This is a genomic window from Mesorhizobium sp. M7A.F.Ca.US.006.01.1.1 (genome assembly GCF_003997935.1).
Lineage (GTDB): Bacteria > Pseudomonadota > Alphaproteobacteria > Rhizobiales > Rhizobiaceae > Mesorhizobium.
In genome coordinates this window covers 1-18,515 of sequence record NZ_RZQL01000057.1, presented here as the reverse complement: position 1 = coordinate 18,515, position 18,515 = coordinate 1, and the positions used below count along the sequence as shown (strand labels likewise).

At 58.7% G+C, this 18,515-nt stretch carries 10 protein-coding genes; 2 read left to right on the top strand and 8 right to left on the bottom strand.

Annotated features, from left to right (window positions below; genetic code table 11):
- Positions 1–526: 526 nt before the first annotated feature.
- From EN943_RS12665 to EN943_RS12635, 7 genes are all read right to left on the bottom strand, one after another.
- Positions 527–1,093: a hypothetical protein gene (locus tag EN943_RS12665; RefSeq protein WP_063169418.1), complete on the bottom strand. Its 567-nt coding sequence runs from the start codon at positions 1,091–1,093 to the stop codon at positions 527–529.
- Between the two features lie 24 nt (positions 1,094–1,117).
- Complete coding sequence (locus EN943_RS12660; RefSeq protein ID WP_063169419.1) at positions 1,118–3,091, bottom strand: DUF3732 domain-containing protein; 1,974 nt, start codon at positions 3,089–3,091, stop codon at positions 1,118–1,120.
- On the bottom strand, positions 3,092–3,604 hold the full coding sequence (locus EN943_RS12655; RefSeq protein WP_063169420.1) for a three component ABC system middle component: 513 nt from the start codon (positions 3,602–3,604) through the stop codon (positions 3,092–3,094).
- A complete protein-coding gene (locus EN943_RS12650) occupies positions 3,601–4,767 on the bottom strand; it encodes an ABC-three component system protein (protein ID WP_063169421.1) in 1,167 nt (388 codons plus the stop codon). The genes EN943_RS12655 and EN943_RS12650 overlap by 4 nt, the downstream gene beginning before the upstream one ends.
- Positions 4,768–5,090: 323 nt before the next feature.
- Positions 5,091–8,564 (bottom strand): AAA family ATPase, encoded by a 3,474-nt coding sequence (locus EN943_RS12645; RefSeq protein WP_063169422.1) that lies wholly within the window; start codon positions 8,562–8,564, stop codon positions 5,091–5,093.
- Positions 8,561–9,820 (bottom strand): DNA repair exonuclease, encoded by a 1,260-nt coding sequence (locus EN943_RS12640; RefSeq protein ID WP_063169423.1) that lies wholly within the window; start codon positions 9,818–9,820, stop codon positions 8,561–8,563. The genes EN943_RS12645 and EN943_RS12640 overlap by 4 nt, the downstream gene beginning before the upstream one ends.
- Positions 9,821–9,891: 71 nt before the next feature.
- Positions 9,892–15,477 (bottom strand): DUF3320 domain-containing protein, encoded by a 5,586-nt coding sequence (locus EN943_RS12635; protein WP_063169424.1) that lies wholly within the window; start codon positions 15,475–15,477, stop codon positions 9,892–9,894.
- 636 nt (positions 15,478–16,113) lie between these two features.
- Between EN943_RS12635 and EN943_RS12630 the strand changes: the two genes are divergently transcribed.
- Both EN943_RS12630 and EN943_RS12625 read left to right on the top strand, forming a co-directional pair.
- Positions 16,114–16,527, top strand: a complete 414-nt coding sequence (locus EN943_RS12630; RefSeq protein WP_082826711.1) for a MucR family transcriptional regulator — start codon at positions 16,114–16,116, stop codon at positions 16,525–16,527.
- Positions 16,528–16,561: 34 nt separating this feature from the next.
- A complete protein-coding gene (locus EN943_RS12625) occupies positions 16,562–17,392 on the top strand; it encodes a thermonuclease family protein (RefSeq protein WP_127224212.1) in 831 nt (276 codons plus the stop codon).
- Positions 17,393–17,405: 13 nt separating this feature from the next.
- Here EN943_RS12625 and EN943_RS12620 read toward each other — a convergent pair.
- Positions 17,406–18,515: DUF4236 domain-containing protein (locus tag EN943_RS12620; RefSeq protein ID WP_127412885.1), on the bottom strand; the 1,110-nt coding region annotated here is incomplete at its 5' end.

The window sequence follows — 18,515 nt, the reverse complement described above, 5'->3', positions numbered from 1 at the left end:
CTACCGGCGACAGTGAATGCGCCAAGCTAGACCTTCGTCGATAGGGCGGCTCCGGTTTACCAATCCTGTCGTCCTAGGTTGACCAATCCGTTGTCGACCGTGAGCGGGTTTACCAATAAGGGCGGCTATATTCTGCGCAAACCCAATCACCTGATGCCAATCCAGAATTAATCGTCATTAAGGGCATTGGTAAACTCAGTCTGAAACCCCACCCTTAGCCAGAAAACTCTCCTGTTTTCAATCGCATAGCCCGCCCGCCAGCAACCGATAATTCGGGACCGGTAAACCCGTGAAAGGCCCAATAATTCCGGACGTCACACCAGTCTGCCCTTTTATGCGACTTTTCGAGCACAGACCGGGAACATCTGACCGTTTCCATTCATCGCCCAAGGCCGGTTTAGCGCTGGAAAAGCCAAAGTGCGGGAGTAAGAATGGCCGCAACGGGGCCGGAAGCCGTCGGTCAGCTTTCGGGGAGTGATCCCGGTAAGTTCGCAACTCATTCGCTTCTTTTCTGCAGTCCCCGCCATTACGAGTTGGCGGTGTCGGTCGCCGAGGGGATCAACGCCATTACTGCGGCTAGTTCGGCCCTCCGGACGAGGAATGGCATGCGCGTCGTCCCATAGTGCTTGGCAAGATGGAAGCGGTGCATGCCTCCTACGATGTGAACTTGGCCTTGGTACTCGCCGAGCAAAGGCGGTGTGACACCGCGGCCATGCAGCCATCGGTAGGCGATCCCACAGCTCTTGCTCTTGTAACGTTGATGCCAAGGACCCTTGTCCCTGCTGGCGGCGTAGGTAAGCCTGCCGCCAACGTCAGTGACATCAGCGTCGATAAGAATGAAATCCGTCGAAGCGTGGTCGCTGGGATCATCGCCGTCGAACGCGAGATAGAAGTTTGCAGGATCGCAGTCCCATATCGCAGTCAGTGCAACCGGAATGTTCTTTCTTCCTTTGCACCAGATGTCGACCTTGCGTTTCTCCTGAGCGCGGGCGACCTCGAAGGCTTCGTCTAGTTTTCCTTCCGCGACATCCATGGCTGTGATGACGTTCAAGCCAAGGGCCGTCAGACGGTTGATCTCGTCCACGTTCGCCATGCCTTCTCCTCTGGCAGCAGATTATTATCCACCGTTGGAAGATGCGGCGGCAATCCAAGCCTGAGGCACGAGGGCCTGTCCACGCCATTCCTCAATCAACTTGACTCCGGGAAGCTTGCCCCAGACGTCCTCATCTGCATGATCCAGCACGATGATCTGGAGGCGACCTTTCGCGGCCATGACCTCAGCGCCTAGGAGCGCAAAGACCTTCCTGACGGCGACCACGTCCTGATCCCTCCACGCGATGAGGTCGGGGCCCTCGTCGCCCGCCGCCCGCTTAGGAAAATAGACTTGGCTAGGTTGGTCGAAGATCAGCTGACCAGGGACTGGGTGATGAGGTTCGGCCAGGAAGTAGTGCTGCAGCGCAAGCATTAGTGCGACGTGATACGCGAGCCAATTGGCGCCGCTGCCAATCTCCCACAGGTAGTCCTCACGCGTTCCCCTAGTCACCTTGACGGTCAGGTCTTCAATCAACAGCCTAATCGGGGCCTCGGGCCACTCCGCGTCAAGCTGCGGAATCAGCCGATTGGCATGATGGGAGACTTGGTGCAACGCGTTGAATAGCTTGCGCTGGATGTCGGCCTCGGAGATCGTCTTTTGCAGCGTTGCAATATCGGCCTGCAGCGAGGTGAGTTCCTGCCGCAAATCCGACGACTGGTCGGCGCGGTCGTAGACGTGCAACGCCTGCTCCAATCGACCGAGGAAGCGCTCAAGCCTATCGAAGCGATTGGCCTCGTCTCGGGCGACGTCAGAGTCCCGTTCCAGCACCGCTATCTCGCTACGGACATCGTTCAACTCAGATAGGACCGCTTCAGCGGCGCCGCGCTGGCGCAGGATTTCCTTGTCAAGCGTGTTAGACATCGCAGGGTGGGTCCGCAGTCGGATCTCCAGACCGCCGAGGTTGTCGCAAAGGGCCAAGACCTTCTCGCGGCCGCCGTCCCCGAGTGCGACCAACGGATCGGCGAACTCGTCGGCCAAGTCCCTCAGCCACGTGGAAAGGTCCAAGCGGTCACGTTGGATGCGCATGGCGTCGCCGTACGCCTCGCTGCTCTCCACCAGACGGCGCAGTTCGTTCAGGCGCTGACGATGCTCGGTAAGTCGCGCGGCGATTTCAGTTTCCGACGCACGAAGGGTTTCCAGACGCGTCAGCACCACATCGATGCCGGCCAGGCTTGGTCGAGCAAGACTTGAGTTGCTGTTCGACACGCGCCGAAGCAGGTCAACAACGTCACTCCAGTCCTTCGGCACTTCAGTGGAGGAATCGACTAGGCCAAGTTCGACTGCCTGACGCAGCCACGCCTCCGCCTCCGCCCGCCAAGCGCCAGTTGCCGACACGATCGCGCGTAGCTCAGCCTCCTTCCGGCGGAGGTTGCGCTGGAGCCGATCGATCTCAAACCGCGCCTGGAGAATCTTTGCCGTGACCGCGCCCAGAACGTACGGGAAGATGGTCTTTAGCTTCTCCCGGTGTTCCGTCGTATCGGCCTTGAAAAACATCACGTCGGGATTGGCGATCACGTTCTGAGGTTGGAACGTGAAGGCCATGAGGTCGCGGAAGCTTGGCCTTTGCTTGAATCCATTCTCTGTACCTGGTTCGAAGTCGAGGTCAGTCAGTCCTGCCAGGCGGTTCATCGCGCGCTTGACCGTGTCGACATTGGTGGTCTTGTCGGTGATCGTCTCCGGAATTTCGACCTGTGCGCCCTCCAGCAGCACCATGTCGCCTGTGCTCTGTTGGTCCCCCGGTTCGCGTCGCGCCAAGAGCTTTTCGCCCTCCAGCGTCTCGATCAGAATGCCGAACCAGCTGCAGTTCTCGCGGATTACGCCCACCGGAATCGCGCATTTCTCCGAGCCCAGACAGTAATCAACAATAGGGATAACGGCGGACTTCCCGGTCTTCGACGCGCCGCTGATGACGTTGACGACACCGGGCTCGAACTTGACGACCCGCGGCGCTGCACCATTGCGGGGCCAAAGGATCAGTTTTCGAAGCTGGAAATACATCTAGAACTCCACCCGTAACAGGTTGGCCACCTGCGCGGTCCCCAGGTTCGAAAACCAGAAACCCAATTTCTCCGAGGCAGGTCCGAGGTGCTTGACGCGCTCTGGAAGGACGAGCCTCCTCGGTTTCGGTTCTGGTACGTTTGCTCTTAAAGTAGCATCCTTGTAATCCACGGACAGCAGCCGCCCGCTCACACCGACAGCGGCCGATTGCAATGTCAGAGTACGCAGCAGCAGCGCTCGCTCGTGGACGGCGAGGAGTTGTTCCCGTTCCTTCCCGAGCTTGGCCGCGAAGAGCGCCAGTCCAGAGGGTCGGTTTGTCGAAGTCACGATTTCGAGCGTTGCGCGATGCAGGACGATTGGCAGCACGAGAAACGCCAAGGCGAACGGCGCTGGACGTTCGTCCTCAGCCTGGAAACCTTGGCCAAATTGCCACAATGCGAAAGCCCCAAGTCCTGGATTCTGGACAAGGGCGAGGTCGCTGAGCGGTAGGTGCGATCGGCCAGCCTCAATCAAGTCGCTGGCTCCAAAAGAGTCTGGTAGTCGGGATGCCAGCCGAGGCGCAGGCCGTGGGCAAGGGCGTTGAATGATCCGTGGACGAAATGACCGGGGACGACTCGACCATCGAGTGGAGGCTGCAACTGCGCGCAGCGCCTGTAAACTATTCTACCACGAACCGTTGCGGGGTGTCCGGCCTGTATGTCGTGCACCTCTGCACTGACGTGCTCATAGCGACCGACAAGATCATCGTCCCAGTCACTTAGGTTCTTCTCAAAGATTAGCCCGCTTTCGCCCCAGATCGAGATGTCGGCGAGCGTCCTAAGGTAATCGCTAACAGCCCGGACGCACGCTTCGTCTCCCACCTCGATCAGCTCGAGTTGGCGGACGAAGGCGGGACGGTCGGCGATCAATTGTTCGATGGCCTCGACAGGCGGTTGCTTGGTGAAAGACGACAGCAGCCCTGGAAGGTTGTTCTTCTGAACAAATGCTCTTTGCTCGGCCTGAAACGCGTCCACGTCCAAGATGGCGGGCTTGCCAGCTCTAATCAGCCTGTCCGCCGCCTCCTTCGCAGCGCCGATCGCGCGTTCGCACACTAGGTCGATGATGAGCGGAGAGACCGTCGGCTTGAAGATCGCGCGTATCGGATCGACGGGATCTGCATCGACGCTGATAACGGCGAGATTCTTGACCAAGGCGGCGCAATGAGCCGCATCAGCGTTCAGGAAAGCTTGGACGTCGGCGTCGCATGCCGGTGCAGCTTTCAGCTTGCTGTGGGCTTTGGCGAGGTTAGCGACCAGCGCCTCCACGTCGGCATCTGTTTTCGCGTCGTTCAGCGCGATCGCGAAGGCACCCGCCTTCACCGGTGTGACATATAGCCGGAAATGGCTGGTCGCCGGGTCGATCTCTCCCGCCGCCATGAAGCTGAGCCAGTTGGCCAGAGACTTCCACAGGTCCGCAGCCCAGTCGGATATCGGATTTTGCTTCAGTGCGCTCTTGCTTTGCTCAAGAACGACTTCGCCGCCGACCAGGTGAACCGCCACATCGTCTAAATGTTCAAGAGAGACCAAGGCGCCGCTAGGCGCGTTGAGCAGGTGAAAGCAAAGGCGTACAGGTTGAAGCGCATAGCCGAGGTATTGGCCAGCGGCGCTGTGTTTTCCCGTTTGCGTCTTCGCGTTCATTGCCCATCCCGTTCTCCCGAGTCGCACCGGAAGAAGCCAGTAACGATATTGGTATAGTTCGCCGTTGTTTACAATTGGCGCCCCGGCGATAGGACGGCTAGGCGCGATACAATTGCTGTTTAGGGCCAGCTCTCGAAGTCCAGATTCGGCAGGACAATGAATTTGCAGGACGTCCATTATGGGCACATCGGGGCCGTCTATGGCTCGGGCGATATGTCCGCTTTTGGACGAACGCGAAGTTTGCCGGAACGTCTGACTTTGGGCGCATACTTGCCGTCAAATTCGGCGTCCTTCACTGGTTCGTTCACGTATTCCGGAGAAAATTACTGTGCGAGTTGATGGATCCTCGTTCCCGGTACGACAGCCTCAGCTATTTCACATAGATGCTTATGGTGCGTCAGGTAGATGACCTGACCTGTGTTTGCCATCGCTCCGAACAGCCTGAAAACCTCCTCCGAGCGAATATGGTCGAACGTCTCCATGATGTCGTCGGCGACGAATGGGACCGAGGGCCGAAATTGCGCGAACTCGTAATAACCGGCGAGTCTTAGGGCAAGGTACAGCTGAAATCGTGCACCCTTTGAAAGCGCTTCGGTGACCTTGGATTGCCCGTCACCCTGCACAGCAATGAGAACCTCACCACCTCTTACAGGCTGGGTTGTCAGCCCCGAATACTGGCCACGCGTCATTAGCTTGAACGCGTCTGATGCGCGCGCCATCATGCCGGAGCGATGGCTCTCACGGTAGATCCGCAAAGCATTGCCAGCCGACATGATGCCAAGCTTCAGCTCTATGTAGCGAACGGCCTTCTCCTCGATTTCCAGCAGGGTTGTGCGCCGTTCAGCATCCAGGCGTGCAACCGCACTATCACCGCCGATGGCGTCCAGCTTGTCGGCCGCGCGCGTCTGCCGGATCAGCTGTTGCTGGATGGTTTCATCGAACAGGCGAAGCCGCTGCTCACCCTCAGCCTTCTCGACCGCGAGGCCGTCGAAATCGATCGCGTCCAGGATCGAGCGGGCCTGCTCGAATCCGTCGACCGCGAGCTCCGCCACTATCCGTTCCTCAAGTTCGGCGACGGTGGTGCGCAAGCCATCGCGCTCACGCAACAGCTCATCGCGTTCGACTACCTCGGGCAGAGTGGCGACACCAAAGACGCCCAGCACCTCGTTCTTGCGGCGTTCGTGTGCCAAAATCTCAGTGTCGAGGATGTCGCGCGCCTCCTTGAGGCGCTTCAGGTCGTTGCCGAGGCTTGCCTTCGTTTCACGTGTCCGCTCGGCACGCTCTAGGCGCTCGGCAAGGCGGATGGCCAACTGCTCCGGGTCGGTATCCTTCGTCGGCTCGTCGGCTTCAACCGCAACGGCGATGACCTCGACCAGAAAATTGGCCCTGTCGGCCTCCATCTTGTCGATACGCAGCTGCAGGTCGTCCCGTTCCTGCAGGCTTCTTGAAAGTTCGGCCAATTGATCGAGCACAGTGCCGACGCCGGATGCGGAGAGCCCGCTTTCGAGCCAAGTTCCCTTGAGTGCTTCGGTAATGCCGGCCAGCCATTCCTCCTCGCGACGCTCCGCCACACCTACTGCAACCCGTCGTGCCGCTAGATCCTCTTCTTTGGAGCTCACCATTCTGAGCGCCTCGGCATACTCGGCGTCCACCTTGCGCTGCCGATCCAGAAACGGCTCCGCGATGGCCATGATTGCTTCGAGGGTGTCGTTGGACTCTGATACAATGCCGACGCTTCCCAGCACTGCTCTCATTTCCAAGCGTATCTGCTCGCCGGCGTCAGCGGCTCGCTCGGCCTTCAAGCGAGCAAGTTCGATCTGCTCCCAGGCAGCGAGCGCATCGCTGCGCGCCTCGATCTGATCCTCGATCCTTTCGATCAGGCGCTCAGACGAAGGTTCCACGGCGTCTCCGAGCAGGTCCCTGGCGGCCGCGCGGATTTCCAACAATTGGGTATCCACATCCTTGCCGAGCTGTGTGCGTTGGATGCCGTTGCGTGACAGGTTGGCCGCGGCCTCGGCCAGCTCGCGCGTAGTTGCCCGGATCTCAGCCAGATCCGCCGCGCCGGCCAGCCGGCCTGCGCTGGCAATGTCATCGCGCGCCAATGCCACGGCGAAGTCGTCAGCGGTGTCACCGGTCAGCGCTGCGCGGTGCGTTGCCCACGCATCATCGCGAACTCGGCGGATGGCGGTAGCCGCTTCATCGTCGACAATGTCGCCCGAGGCACGAAGGGCATCCAATCGTGCGGCGAGCATGGCATGGTTGCCCTCGTATTCAGCAAGGCGTTCGGCAAGTACGGCGGTGTTCCTTGCCAGTTCTGACGCTACCGTCTTCCAGGCGGCAATCTGCCCGGCGCTCGGAACCGCGACGTTGGCGAGAGCGAGGGCATCTCCGTTCCATGGACGCAAGCGCGCGAGCGCCGCCTTCCATCGGATTGTTCCCGCATCTTCCGCCTCGCGAGCCGTCCTAATCTCTGCCTGGTGTCCGCTTGCTCGCGCTTTCGACAAAGCCGAGCCCAGCCTTGCCCTGGCAGGTTCGGGCACCGCCCTTTCCTCGCCGACCCGCTGCCTTGCCACCTGCAGCGCATCGAGTGCCGCCGCGGCTTCGTCGCGAGCGGCACGCATCCCGGTAGCAATCCCGGACCTCTGCTCGACCATGGCGCGAACGACGCCAACGGTGACGGCAGGCAGAAGCAGCGCGCCAGGATCCGCCTCGGAAGATCGGCCCAAGGCGGCAAGGCAGCTCGCCACGCTGTTGTTGAGGATTTGCAGCTCCATCCTGCGAGTGGGCAAGTCAAAGCCAGCCGCGGTATGGCGCACCTTGCTCTCCGCCAGCCCGCGAATGCGTTCGGAAATCGACAGGATCGGTTCGTCCTCGTCGACCGCAGTGACTTTTTCCGCCAGGCGCTCGGTCTCGTCGATGTTTGCGGACAGCCGCGTTCTGAGGCTGGCATCGTCATCGATCAGTTCGGTGACACTTCCCGTCGATGTCCGGGCTGGGGAGGCGATGTCCGGCAGCTGATCCAGCCGGGCAATCTTGCGCCGGATATCCGCCAGCATCGGCGCAGCACGCACGTAACGAGCAAAGGTATCCAGCCTGGCCACCAGCACCGCCCGATCGCTGATGGTTCGGCCGTACTGCTGCGCTGCATCGAGACGTTCGGCCTCCAGGCCCTCGTAGGTTGATGCAAGGGTGTCGATCGCATCCCTGCGCGACTTTACGTCAACAAGGCGCTTCTTCAACAGCGCCAGTTCGGTTCCATGCGCCTGCTTCCGATACAGAGCGTCTGCTTCGGCCTCGAGGGCGTTCAACGTATCACTTGCGTTCCCAAGACCGGCGCTGGCCGTGAACAGAAGCTTGCCGAGGTCGCCCCGCGACTCCAGGATAGATTTTCCGCCGGCTTCCAACGTCTCGTCATCGAGTGAGAACATCGTCGTGTAGGCGTCGCGCGACAGACCGGCGAGATGCGCCGTGATCGCCACCTCGCTTACCGGTTGGCCCGTCGCATTCAATAGCGAATTACTGCGCTGTTTCGTACGCGTGAACGTGTGTTCGGAGCCGGCCAGTTCCAGCACCCCGCCGATGCGCATGGCACTGTACTCGTGCAGGAAGTTGTAGCGGCTCCGTTCCTCGATGCCGAACAGCAAGTCTAGATAGGCCGAAAGCGCAGTCGATTTGCCGGCCTCATTCAGGCCAAACACGATATGCAGATCAGGTCCGGATTCCGGTTTGGGTCCGAAGTCGATCGAACGATCGGTGAACTTTCCATAACGAATGAGGTCAAGGCGCCGCAACCTCATGACGATCCACCGGCCTTAAGGCGGGCAGTCACCAAGTCCGCGCCCTTGGAAAGCACCTGATCGAGGAACTGTTCCAGCCCGGCTTCGTCCGTCCCAGCAAAATCCCGCCCGTCGGCCGGAAGGTCGGCGACCATCTTTTGGACGAACGCCCTCGCCTCAGCGCGGAAGGCCTCCGAGGTGGCATCGGCACGCATTGATTGCTCGAGTTCGAAAATCGGATCAGCAATATCCTCGGCGGTCTCCGTCCGAGGCGGCGCGAGGTCAAGCTCGAGCTTCTCCACCCACGTATGGCCTAGCTGTTCCGCAGCCTGTTCGGCTTCGGCAAGAAGGAGGTCCCTGTCGCGGATCAGCGCCCACATCAGTGGTGACGTTCCTGTCAGGCCAATGCGAGCCACAGCATGACGCGATCGGACGGTTGCCCGCATCTCTTCGAGTGCGAAGCGAACACGCGCGACGGCCTCGGGCCACTCCACCGCTCCGGTAAGGTCGACGCTCACCCGTTCGAACTGCGCAACGCTGGTCAGCCGTTCCTCGATCTCCACCGAACGGTCGTGGCGCACCGTCACCAGGGTGACTGATTTCTCACCGGCCTCGTTGATATCCCTCCCCTGCGGTATTCCCGGCATCACCACGGCACTGGCGCCAGGATGGACTTGGCGAGCATGGATGTGGCCGAGGGCCCAATAGTCGAAACCGTGGGCGTGCAAGTCAGCGATGCTGCAGGGCGCGTAAACGTCGTGACCTGGCGATCCAGCCAGACTGGTATGCATGATGCCTATGTTGACGGCCCCTTCACGAGCCGCCGGATATTTGGTTAACAGGCTGTCCGGCGCCTTAGGGTTCGCAAAGCTCAAACCATGGAATACGACGTCCAGACCGCCGGCTGTCTGCAATACCGACTGAGCACGACCACCAAAGATGGTAACGGTGTCGGGAAATACCAGCTGTTTGGAAATCCGCGACAGGGCGTCATGATTACCGCGGATCTTGAAAACCATGATGCCGGCCTGGTGCAGGCGTGTCATCTGCGCGCCCAAGAACCGCGCTGTCTTCATTGAAGTCTGGTCGCCATCGTATAGGTCGCCAGCAATGACCAACGCGGCCACACGTTCCTCAAGGCAGAGATCCACTATCGAAACGAATGCCTGGCGGCTGGCGTCGCCCACCAGCCCGGCAAGATCGGGATTTCGCATCGCCAGCGAACGAAGCGGCGAGTCGAGATGAATATCGGCCGTGTGTACGAATCGAAATGCCATTCGGCCTCCGCCAGCAAAAGAGGTGTTCCGAGCTTCGACAGAAATTGCAACGAGGGCGCTGCAGCGCCCCGTTACACTTCAGCTAATTTCTCGCTCGCGGATTCGCCGGCCACCAACAAGCCGTCTTGGGACCGTAACACTCCTTTGGCAACCAAATCGGCGACCCCAGCTGAAATCAGCTGCCTTAATTGTGCGCTTGTGGCTTTGAAGCCCAGCATCCTGGCAACGCCTGTGGCGATTTCTTCCTCTGTCGCACCGAGGTTGGATTTCACGACTTCCATAGCGCCTTGGGCGACCTCGTCCTGCGCAATCATTTCGGGCTTGCGCAATCCAGCGGACACGACCCCACTGCGATCCCTGAGACGAACAGGAACACCTGGCTTGAAGCAGAAGTTGCCTCGACGGGCTACTGAACCACCTCTCTGTGCTATGCTTACCCCCCGCTCGATTGCATCCTGAATCCTGCCACCGGCCCGCTGCAGACCCCAGGCGTCCCGAATACGCGAAACTATTTCGTCGACATGGATTGGCGTTTCTGTAGCCACGACCTGCTCGACCAGTCCGGCCATGATTCCGCTGGGCGTCTCGTGGAGTTCGAACGATCCCGGTCGCTTTAGTTCGGCCTCTTCGTAGGCTCGATTGGGTGTCTCGGATCCGTTTGTGCTTTCGAGACCGATTTCCGTCACGTTGCCTCGGTCGACCGTAACAACCTGCACGGCTACAGCTCGATTTCTCTGGACCCCCAATTCGGCCCGCTCATCGAGTTCTTTTCTGGCGGCCTCAATCGCTAGTATGGTTCGCTCCAGCTGCTCACGAGGCCGTTGGAACCAGTCAGCGCTCCAGATGCGATGGATGATCCAACCATGGTCTTCCAGAACCGACTGCCGAAGCCGGTCTCGATCTCTGGCCGAGCGAGATGAGTGATATTCTGCGCCATCGCATTCGATGCCAAGAATATAGCGGCCTGGCCTCTCTGGATCCGCAACTGCGAGGTCGATGAAGAAGCCGGCAATGCCCACTTGAGCATGAACCTGATAACCCATTTCGATCAGCGCGTTGGCTACCTGTTCTACAAAGATTGAATCCATTTCGCGAACCGTGACTTGGGCAAGCGAAATTCGCCCTGTTCTCGCGTAGTGCAAGAAGAGCTTGAAGGCGAAGATGCCTTTCCCTTTGCCACGCTCCAGGTCGATGTCCTCGTCTGTGATGGACGCGAATACTTCGCAGCTGCGCTTGGCGCGGCTTATGAGGACGTTGAGCCGACGCTCGCCGCCTTCCGCGCCAAGAGGGCCGAAACGCATGGCCATGTATCCCTGGGCATTCTTGGCATACCCCACCGAGATCATGATCACGTCGCGCTCATCGCCTTGAACATTTTCGAGGTTCTTGACGAAGAATGGCTCGCTTGGATGAGCGTGAAAGAATTCCTCGGTGTCGGGATTTAGTCGCCGCAGCGCTTCGAGTTCATCCTGGATCGCGCGGCGTTGGCTAACCGAAAATGTTGCAACGCCTAGAGTCTCTTGCGGGTTCACCTTCGCATGACGGATGATCGCCTCCGCTACTGCTCTCGCCTCTACCGGATTGGTTCCTGTGCCGCCGGAATCGAAGACCCCCTCCGGCACATGATGAAACCGCAACCCCATACCTGCCTCTTGGGTATAAGGGCTTGGCACGATGAAAAGCCGGTTCTCGTAGAACTGGCTGTTCGATACTGCGATTAGAGATTGGTGACGGCTACGGTAGTGCCAGCGCAGCATACGCTGCGGCAAGCCGCGGGCCGTGAACAGGCCGAGGATGCTTTCAATGTCGGCGACCTGCGCGCCCTCACCCTCGTCATCTTCAGACTGCGAGCCTGTCATCTTCGCGAAGAATGTCGTGGGTGGCAGTTGGCGTTCGTCGCCAACGACGACCACCTGACTGGCCCTGGCGACCGAGCCAAGTGCGTCCACGGGCTGGATCTGAGACGCCTCGTCCATCACGAGCAGATCGAAGGACATCCGGCCGGGCGACAGGAATTGCGCCACCGAAAGCGGGCTCATCATGAACACTGGCTTCAGCGCCTGGATGGCAGGGCCTGCCTTCTGCATCAATTGCCGGATGGGCATGTGGCCTCGTCTGCGCGCCATCTCAGAACGAAGCAGTCCGACAGGTCCAGCTCCGCCGTCTCTTGAAGGAATTTTCCGGTGATGAGCCGTTACAACTTCGATGGCGCCGGCCTTGATGCGCTGGCGGTCCAGATCTGCGAAGTCACGTACAGCCCTGGAATGCAGTTCCCCGTCGAACCTTGCCAGCTCCGGCTCATCGGTCGCCATCGCCAGAAACATTCGTTCGTAGTAGGCCATATCAAAAACTGATCGAGCCGATCCTGTTGTAATCTGGCCGTTGGCTAGGCCGTCTATCAACTGTCCCAGTCCAGCCTTTCGGGCCGTTTCGGATCGCTCTTCATAGGCAACCCATTTCGAGAGCTGCTCCTGATGATCGAGCCAACCCTGCAGCCGAGAAACGACCTCGCCTATCGCGACGTCCGGAAAATCGACTACTCCAAACAAGGAGGGAGCATCGGCTTTCAAATCCCCTGTAAGCGCCTTCAATTCCCGCGCTGCCGCTTGGGCCGCTTCACGTGCTGAACGTGCCGAGTTTGCGATCTCGATTCTTTCAGGCAACCGCGCAGCCAGATGTCGGATCGAGCCATTTTCTTTCAGCCAAAGCTCGGCTTGCGTGAGAGCGGCCCAATCGGATCCTCGACCGTGCCACGACGAGCCGAATACGAACTTGCCAAGGCTCTCTCCCGCATCGATCCCTTGAGCAAGTGCTTGTAGTCTGCCTAGTCGGCGCAGTAGCTCCACCCGCTCAGTGATTAGATCCGGAACGTCAGTCAGAACCTGTCGTGACGCATCATCGGCTTGAGCTACAGTGCTCGCCTTCGCTTCCATCAGTTGCAGCGAGGCCCGCTCGGCGGAAGCCACGTCGCCTAGCATGGATGACGCGAGGTGCCCGAGATCGTTCCAGAAACCTTCGATAATTGGCCGACCGATTTCGATAACCTTGCGAACGCGCGCTGCACGCGCACCGGCCTCGGAGCGTTCCGCCATCCGGCCGGCGATAATCCGAGGTTCGGGGCCTAGCCCTCGTAGAGTCCGCATCCACTCCACTAGCGCGAGCAGTGGCGCGGAAGCCGATCGCTCCCCACGCCAATCTGCCCCGAAGGCGGAACGGCCAAAAGCGTCGCCTTCGCGGACTCTTGCTGCGGCAGCCTGACCCTTCATCAAAAGGTCGAGGAGACCAACTATCTGCGTCGCAGGCGCGCTAGGGTCGACCACAATAGTCCGCGCAAGTGCTGTGGCGCGACGGTAGTCGCCGTTCAATGCTTTCAATATTCCCGTGTGTGTGGCGAGCGCCTGCCGCGCCGCGGCCACCTCGGTGCTCCACGCCGCGTCAACAACCTTGCCCTGAAGGTCGGCTCTGGCAGCCTCAAGCGTCGCTACGCTGTCGGCAAGGTCGCCTGCCTGCTCAAGTCCGGAGTCCCAAACGGTGGCTGCGAAGGCCTCCGGACTTGCGTCAGGTGCTGCCGCTACTCGCTCGCCGGTCACGGCCAGCCTGAGCAAGCCTGCCAACGTGTCTGGCAATATCGCCGATCCGAGTTCCTGATTCAGGCGCTCAGCTTCTTCCCTCAAGCGTGGGAGCAGAATGGTGAGCTGTCGCGCACGATGGAAACCATCTTTCGGAAATTCCGAGGGAAGCTTTGCAAGCTCTGTCTCGAGACCTTCAATTGGCGTGTCGATAGCCGTTGCCGCCAACTGCTCCGAAAGTTCCTCGGACTTGCGGGCGAAATCCGTTCCTGACCAGAGAAGCGATGAAATGTCTTTCGGACGCTCATCCCATACCGGCGAGACGAGCGCCTCGGCAGGAAGTCCAGGCGCGGACGCGAGAAGCTCAGCGCGATCTTCTATCTCGCCGCTGTCGCTGAGAATTTTCGGAGGCTCGGCCTTGATCCGCTCAGCGATACCGACCAGTTTGGCGTGCAGTGCCTTGGCTTGGTCCAGCAACGCCGCGATGCGTGGGACGAGCCTCTCAATGGTCGTTGGAAGAACGACATCCAGGCCAACTCCCCGCCACGGGTGGTGGATCGGCAAGCCGATCTCGTTGATCCGCTGAGAGACCTCATCGAGCAATTTGCGACGTTGCGAAACGCCGTCAGTTGTCCAGCTTGTGGCATCCGTAAGTTCGATGTCCACTGGTTTCTGACCGACCTGCCTTAGTCGGGTTAGCTGGCCGAGAACCTGATAAGGAGTGAGTTCGGACGCTCCGAACGCAACGTGCATTCGTGCAGCATGTGCGTTGAGTTTATCGCGAGCCTCCAGCAAGCGATCAGTTAGGGAAGAAGGAAGCTGGCCCCTGGGCGATCCGAGTTGCCAGGTTCGCCGCAGCTCCTCTAGCATCATGCGCTTGTTCGCCTTGTTACTATGCAGCTCAAGGCAGGCGTCCCCCACCCCAGCAGTGTCAAGCCGTCGCTTGACGACCTCCAGCGCTGCCATCTTTTCGGCCACGAACAGCACGGTCTTTCCGTCGGCAACGGCCGACCCAATAATGTTTGCGATCGTCTGCGATTTTCCTGTCCCAGGCGGACCTTGGATAACGAGGTCGCGACCTTTTCTGACGTCATGGATCGCCAGTGTCTGAGAACTGTCACTGTCGACGATATGCAACATTTCGGCGGGCGCAATGTGCGGATCAATCGCTATGTCGTCCGACATAAGCGGCTCGCGTGTTTCGAAACCATCTGAAAGAAGCGAGCGGATCTTCGGTTGTTCGATAATCTTTGCGCCATCGGGCCAGAGATCCGGATCCAGATCACGGTACATCAAGAACTTCGCAAACGAGAAGAAGCCGAGCACCATATCGTCGCGAAGCACCTCCCAACCCTCTTTGGTCGAAATTGCTTCGGCAACGGCATCGAGATAGGCCGAGACGTCGAAGTCATCTCCCACCTCAAAACGCGGCAGAGCGAGCTTGTGAATGCGGTCGAGATAGAGTTCCAAGGAGAGGTTTGCGGTAAGATCTTCCGGCCGGGCTCGTAGGCGGAATTTTTCTCCAGCGGCCCCTCGCTCAAGCCGAACCGGCACCAAAATGAGGGGGGCCTGACGGATGTTCTCTTTGTTGTTCGGGTCAATCCACTTCAGCATTCCAAGGGCCAGAAAGAGGATATTGACGCCCTGCTCTTCCTCGAGTGTGCGGGCATCATGGTAGAGATCAAGGAGCCGCCGCTGCAGCCCAGTTGGGGTCATACGCGTCTGCAGCTTGGTGTCCGAGTGCCGCGCGGATATCCCTCTGTTATCGACTCCATCGTCCTCTGGTTGGGCGAGAGCGACGGGGGAATAGTCGATCTCTTCGTCTGGAGGGCTGCTTTCATCCTGGCCCGCTTTCGGCCTATCGGGCTTGCCGGCCAGGAAGGTAAAAGCCTTTCCTTCGGTCACCAGCAATCGATAAATTTCGGACGACTTCTCATCGACGATATCGATCGTCTTCGCGCTCTTGGAAAACCGCGGCACATTCAAAAGTCGATTGCGGGCGGAAAGATCGAGCAACTCCATCCTGGCGCGCTCGAGTTTCTCCTTTAGAGGGAGATCGCTTTGGAAGACTGACTGTTTTACGTCCAAGACTTACATCCCCTTTGAAAGGAGAACCAGCTAGAGCCCGCGTAGAGCGTTCGCGCAAGAAAAAACAGCCGTGTTCAATTAGAAACGACTGCGATCACTTCTGGACACCGTCCAATATTGCGACGTGTGATATGGGTCAGAGCCTGCATTCTTGGCCCCCTTTGCCTAGTCGCTATCCGACGAGGATTCTCGCTCCCTGCCCCCGTATTTAGCCGCCTCCACAATGTCTTTTTCTGACACAGAGAGTCCGTTGCGGACCCGAATGGCTCCCGCACTTGGAACGCGGTCCAATTCAGATCCAGTCTTTGCCTTATCCTTCTGGGGCTTAACCTCCGGCGGCGGGTCTTTCGAAAATGTCATGCGTAGGTCCTACTCGTCCAAATCTAAATGCATCCGCCTGTGAGCCTCAAGCCGCTTTCCTGGTCATACAAAGAAAACGCCGCGCCCAATCAATCCACCGTCTCTCGTGGTTCCGCATTCTGATTGGCGCTTTAACATTCATCACTATTAGCGCCTGGCATTTAGTATCCTCCCTCTACTGGTTTTTTTAGCCGATAAGTAATAGATCGGGATTTCACTGCAGAAGTCCGGAGCCATGAAGTGACTGACGAAATCCAAAATACGGCCACCGCGCTGATGGAGCTTACCGCCGATATCGTTGCGGCTTATGTGAGCAAGAATTCAGTGCCGGTCTCCTCATTGCCGGACCTTATTGCCAGCATCAATTCGTCATTAGCGCGTATCGGCCAGCCGTCCGAACCGGAAAAACCCGACCAAGTTCCCGCGGTCAACCCCAAGCGCTCAGTCACTCCAGACTACATCGTCTGCCTCGAAGACGGCAAAAAGTTCAAGTCCCTCAAGAGACACTTGAACACGCATTTTGGACTGACGCCCGACGCCTATCGCCAAAAATGGGGCCTCTCCAACGATTACCCCATGGTCGCGCCTAACTATTCAGCCAATCGCTCCAGATTGGCAAAATCGATTGGCCTCGGTCGCACAGCAGCCGCGCCCAAGAAAGCAGCAGCCAAGAAGTCAAAGACGCGCTAGCAAAACATTTGGCAGCTTCGCAAAGGATCGAAAATTGAATCGCGATCGCTATTCCCATCGCCGCAGCTCGCGGCCAAGACGCGGCCGGGTTTCAATTATGCGCAAGCGTTTCTTTTCACATAAATCATTAGCCGCGATCCTGGTGATCACGCTAGCAGTGGGCGCTTATGTCACCTCCTACTTTACAGGGTGGGGCAACCAGATCGCGGGACCCAATACAGCAAGCGCACTCGGGTCAAAACCGAAGCCTATCGTCGGCGTAGCGTCCATCGTTGACGGGGACACGATCGAGATCCACGGACAGCGTATTCGTTTCAATGGCATCGACGCACCTGAAAGCAGCCAAAACTGCAGCGACGCAAGCGGGCAAGAATACCCATGCGGCCGCAAATCCGCAGAAGCACTGGACATCTTCCTCAGTCAATCCCGACCCATCCAGTGCAACTTTGTTTCGTGGGATCGTTACAACCGCTTCGTTGGTGATTGTCAGCGGGCGGACGGTGCTAGCATTGCGTCTTGGATGGTCGAACAGGGTTATGCCCTGGATTGGCCTCGATACAGCCATGGTAGTTACGCGTCACAACAGGCAGATGCCCAAAGGGCCAAGATTGGCATCTGGGTTGGCACTTTCACAGCCCCTTGGGATTGGCGAGCAACACATGCAGCCAACAATAAACCCGGTAATGACACATCCTACGGCCTTACAGGCCGTCGCCAAATAGCTCAGAGCTATTCGTGTCAACCGCGTCGCTATTGTAAGCAAATCTCCTCATGCGATGAGGCGCGCTGGTATCTCAATAACTGTAGCTGGGGACCCAAATTGGACCGGGACGGCGACGGAATTCCGTGCGAAGGCATTTGCTGACCAAGCCAATTCCTTAGCGCGCTTTCAGCAAGCCGGACTGGCCACCAGCGTTTCGGTGCATTTGCGCGAGTGCCAATAGAGCCTGGCAAAAGGGCTGGCTGACGTTTGTCTTGGAAAATTCCACCAGCTCGTTGAGCCCGGATGGGCTAGAAAACCGCAAGGCTTCGTAGCGACAGACAGGGATCTGCCGATTATCTCTGAAGCGTTTGTCGGGTCCGCCATTCTTATTGGGATGAGCCCAGGTATAGCTCACGATCTCAGCATCAGATGGAACTTTGCCGGTCTCAATAAAATTGCTGGGGGCAAATTGCGTCCTGAGGTCTCCATACCCAACGGCACCGTACTGGTTTCCGTCCTTCACCAAAATCATGTCTGGCATGAAATAAAGGATTTGCCGGCCGACGTGTATCGACGGTGGTGTGACATTGCTGCGAACAACCGTCGGCAAGGAAGCTTGGAGCGTCGTCGACTTTTTATCGACCAACATCGTGGCTCCCGCATTGCGCTTCCAAGTCGTCAGATCCTCTATCTTGCCACCAGCCGCGACATGCCAACTCGCCGCGCAGCGTGTGAGCGTGTCAAAGGCGGCGACAAGTCGCCCGTAGGCCGCCTCCGCGTCCTGCTCCAAATCATAGTAGAGCACGCTCACCCGGCGGTAGCTGTCCAACCAGTTGCCAATAAGCATGCCCGGCAAAAAGGCAGCAATACCGATCAGCGCCACCCCACCTCCCAGCATTGCGCCTGCGATCAATCCGGCGATCCCAAACAGCACGGCCAGGATGAGCGACATTCGCGTCTGCGATTGCCTCGCATTGATTTCATCAAGCACATTGGCAAATGTCTCATCACGCATCTCGATCACATCGGCGGACTCGATTTCTCTCATCACGACGCCACCGCTGACATATTCCACGGGTGAGGATGTTGGATGGGGCTTTGGCCCAGATGGGAATTCAGACAGTTGCAGCGTCTGCTTGGCGCTGCGCTTTCCCAAAGTGCCTCGGTAGTAGAGACCGCCGACGCCTGCATGAATATAATGCCCTCGTGGGCCAGTCCCGATACGAAGACCTTGCACGCCAACGGACGCGCCAACCCCGCCAGACGAGAAGTTAAAGCGGAAAGG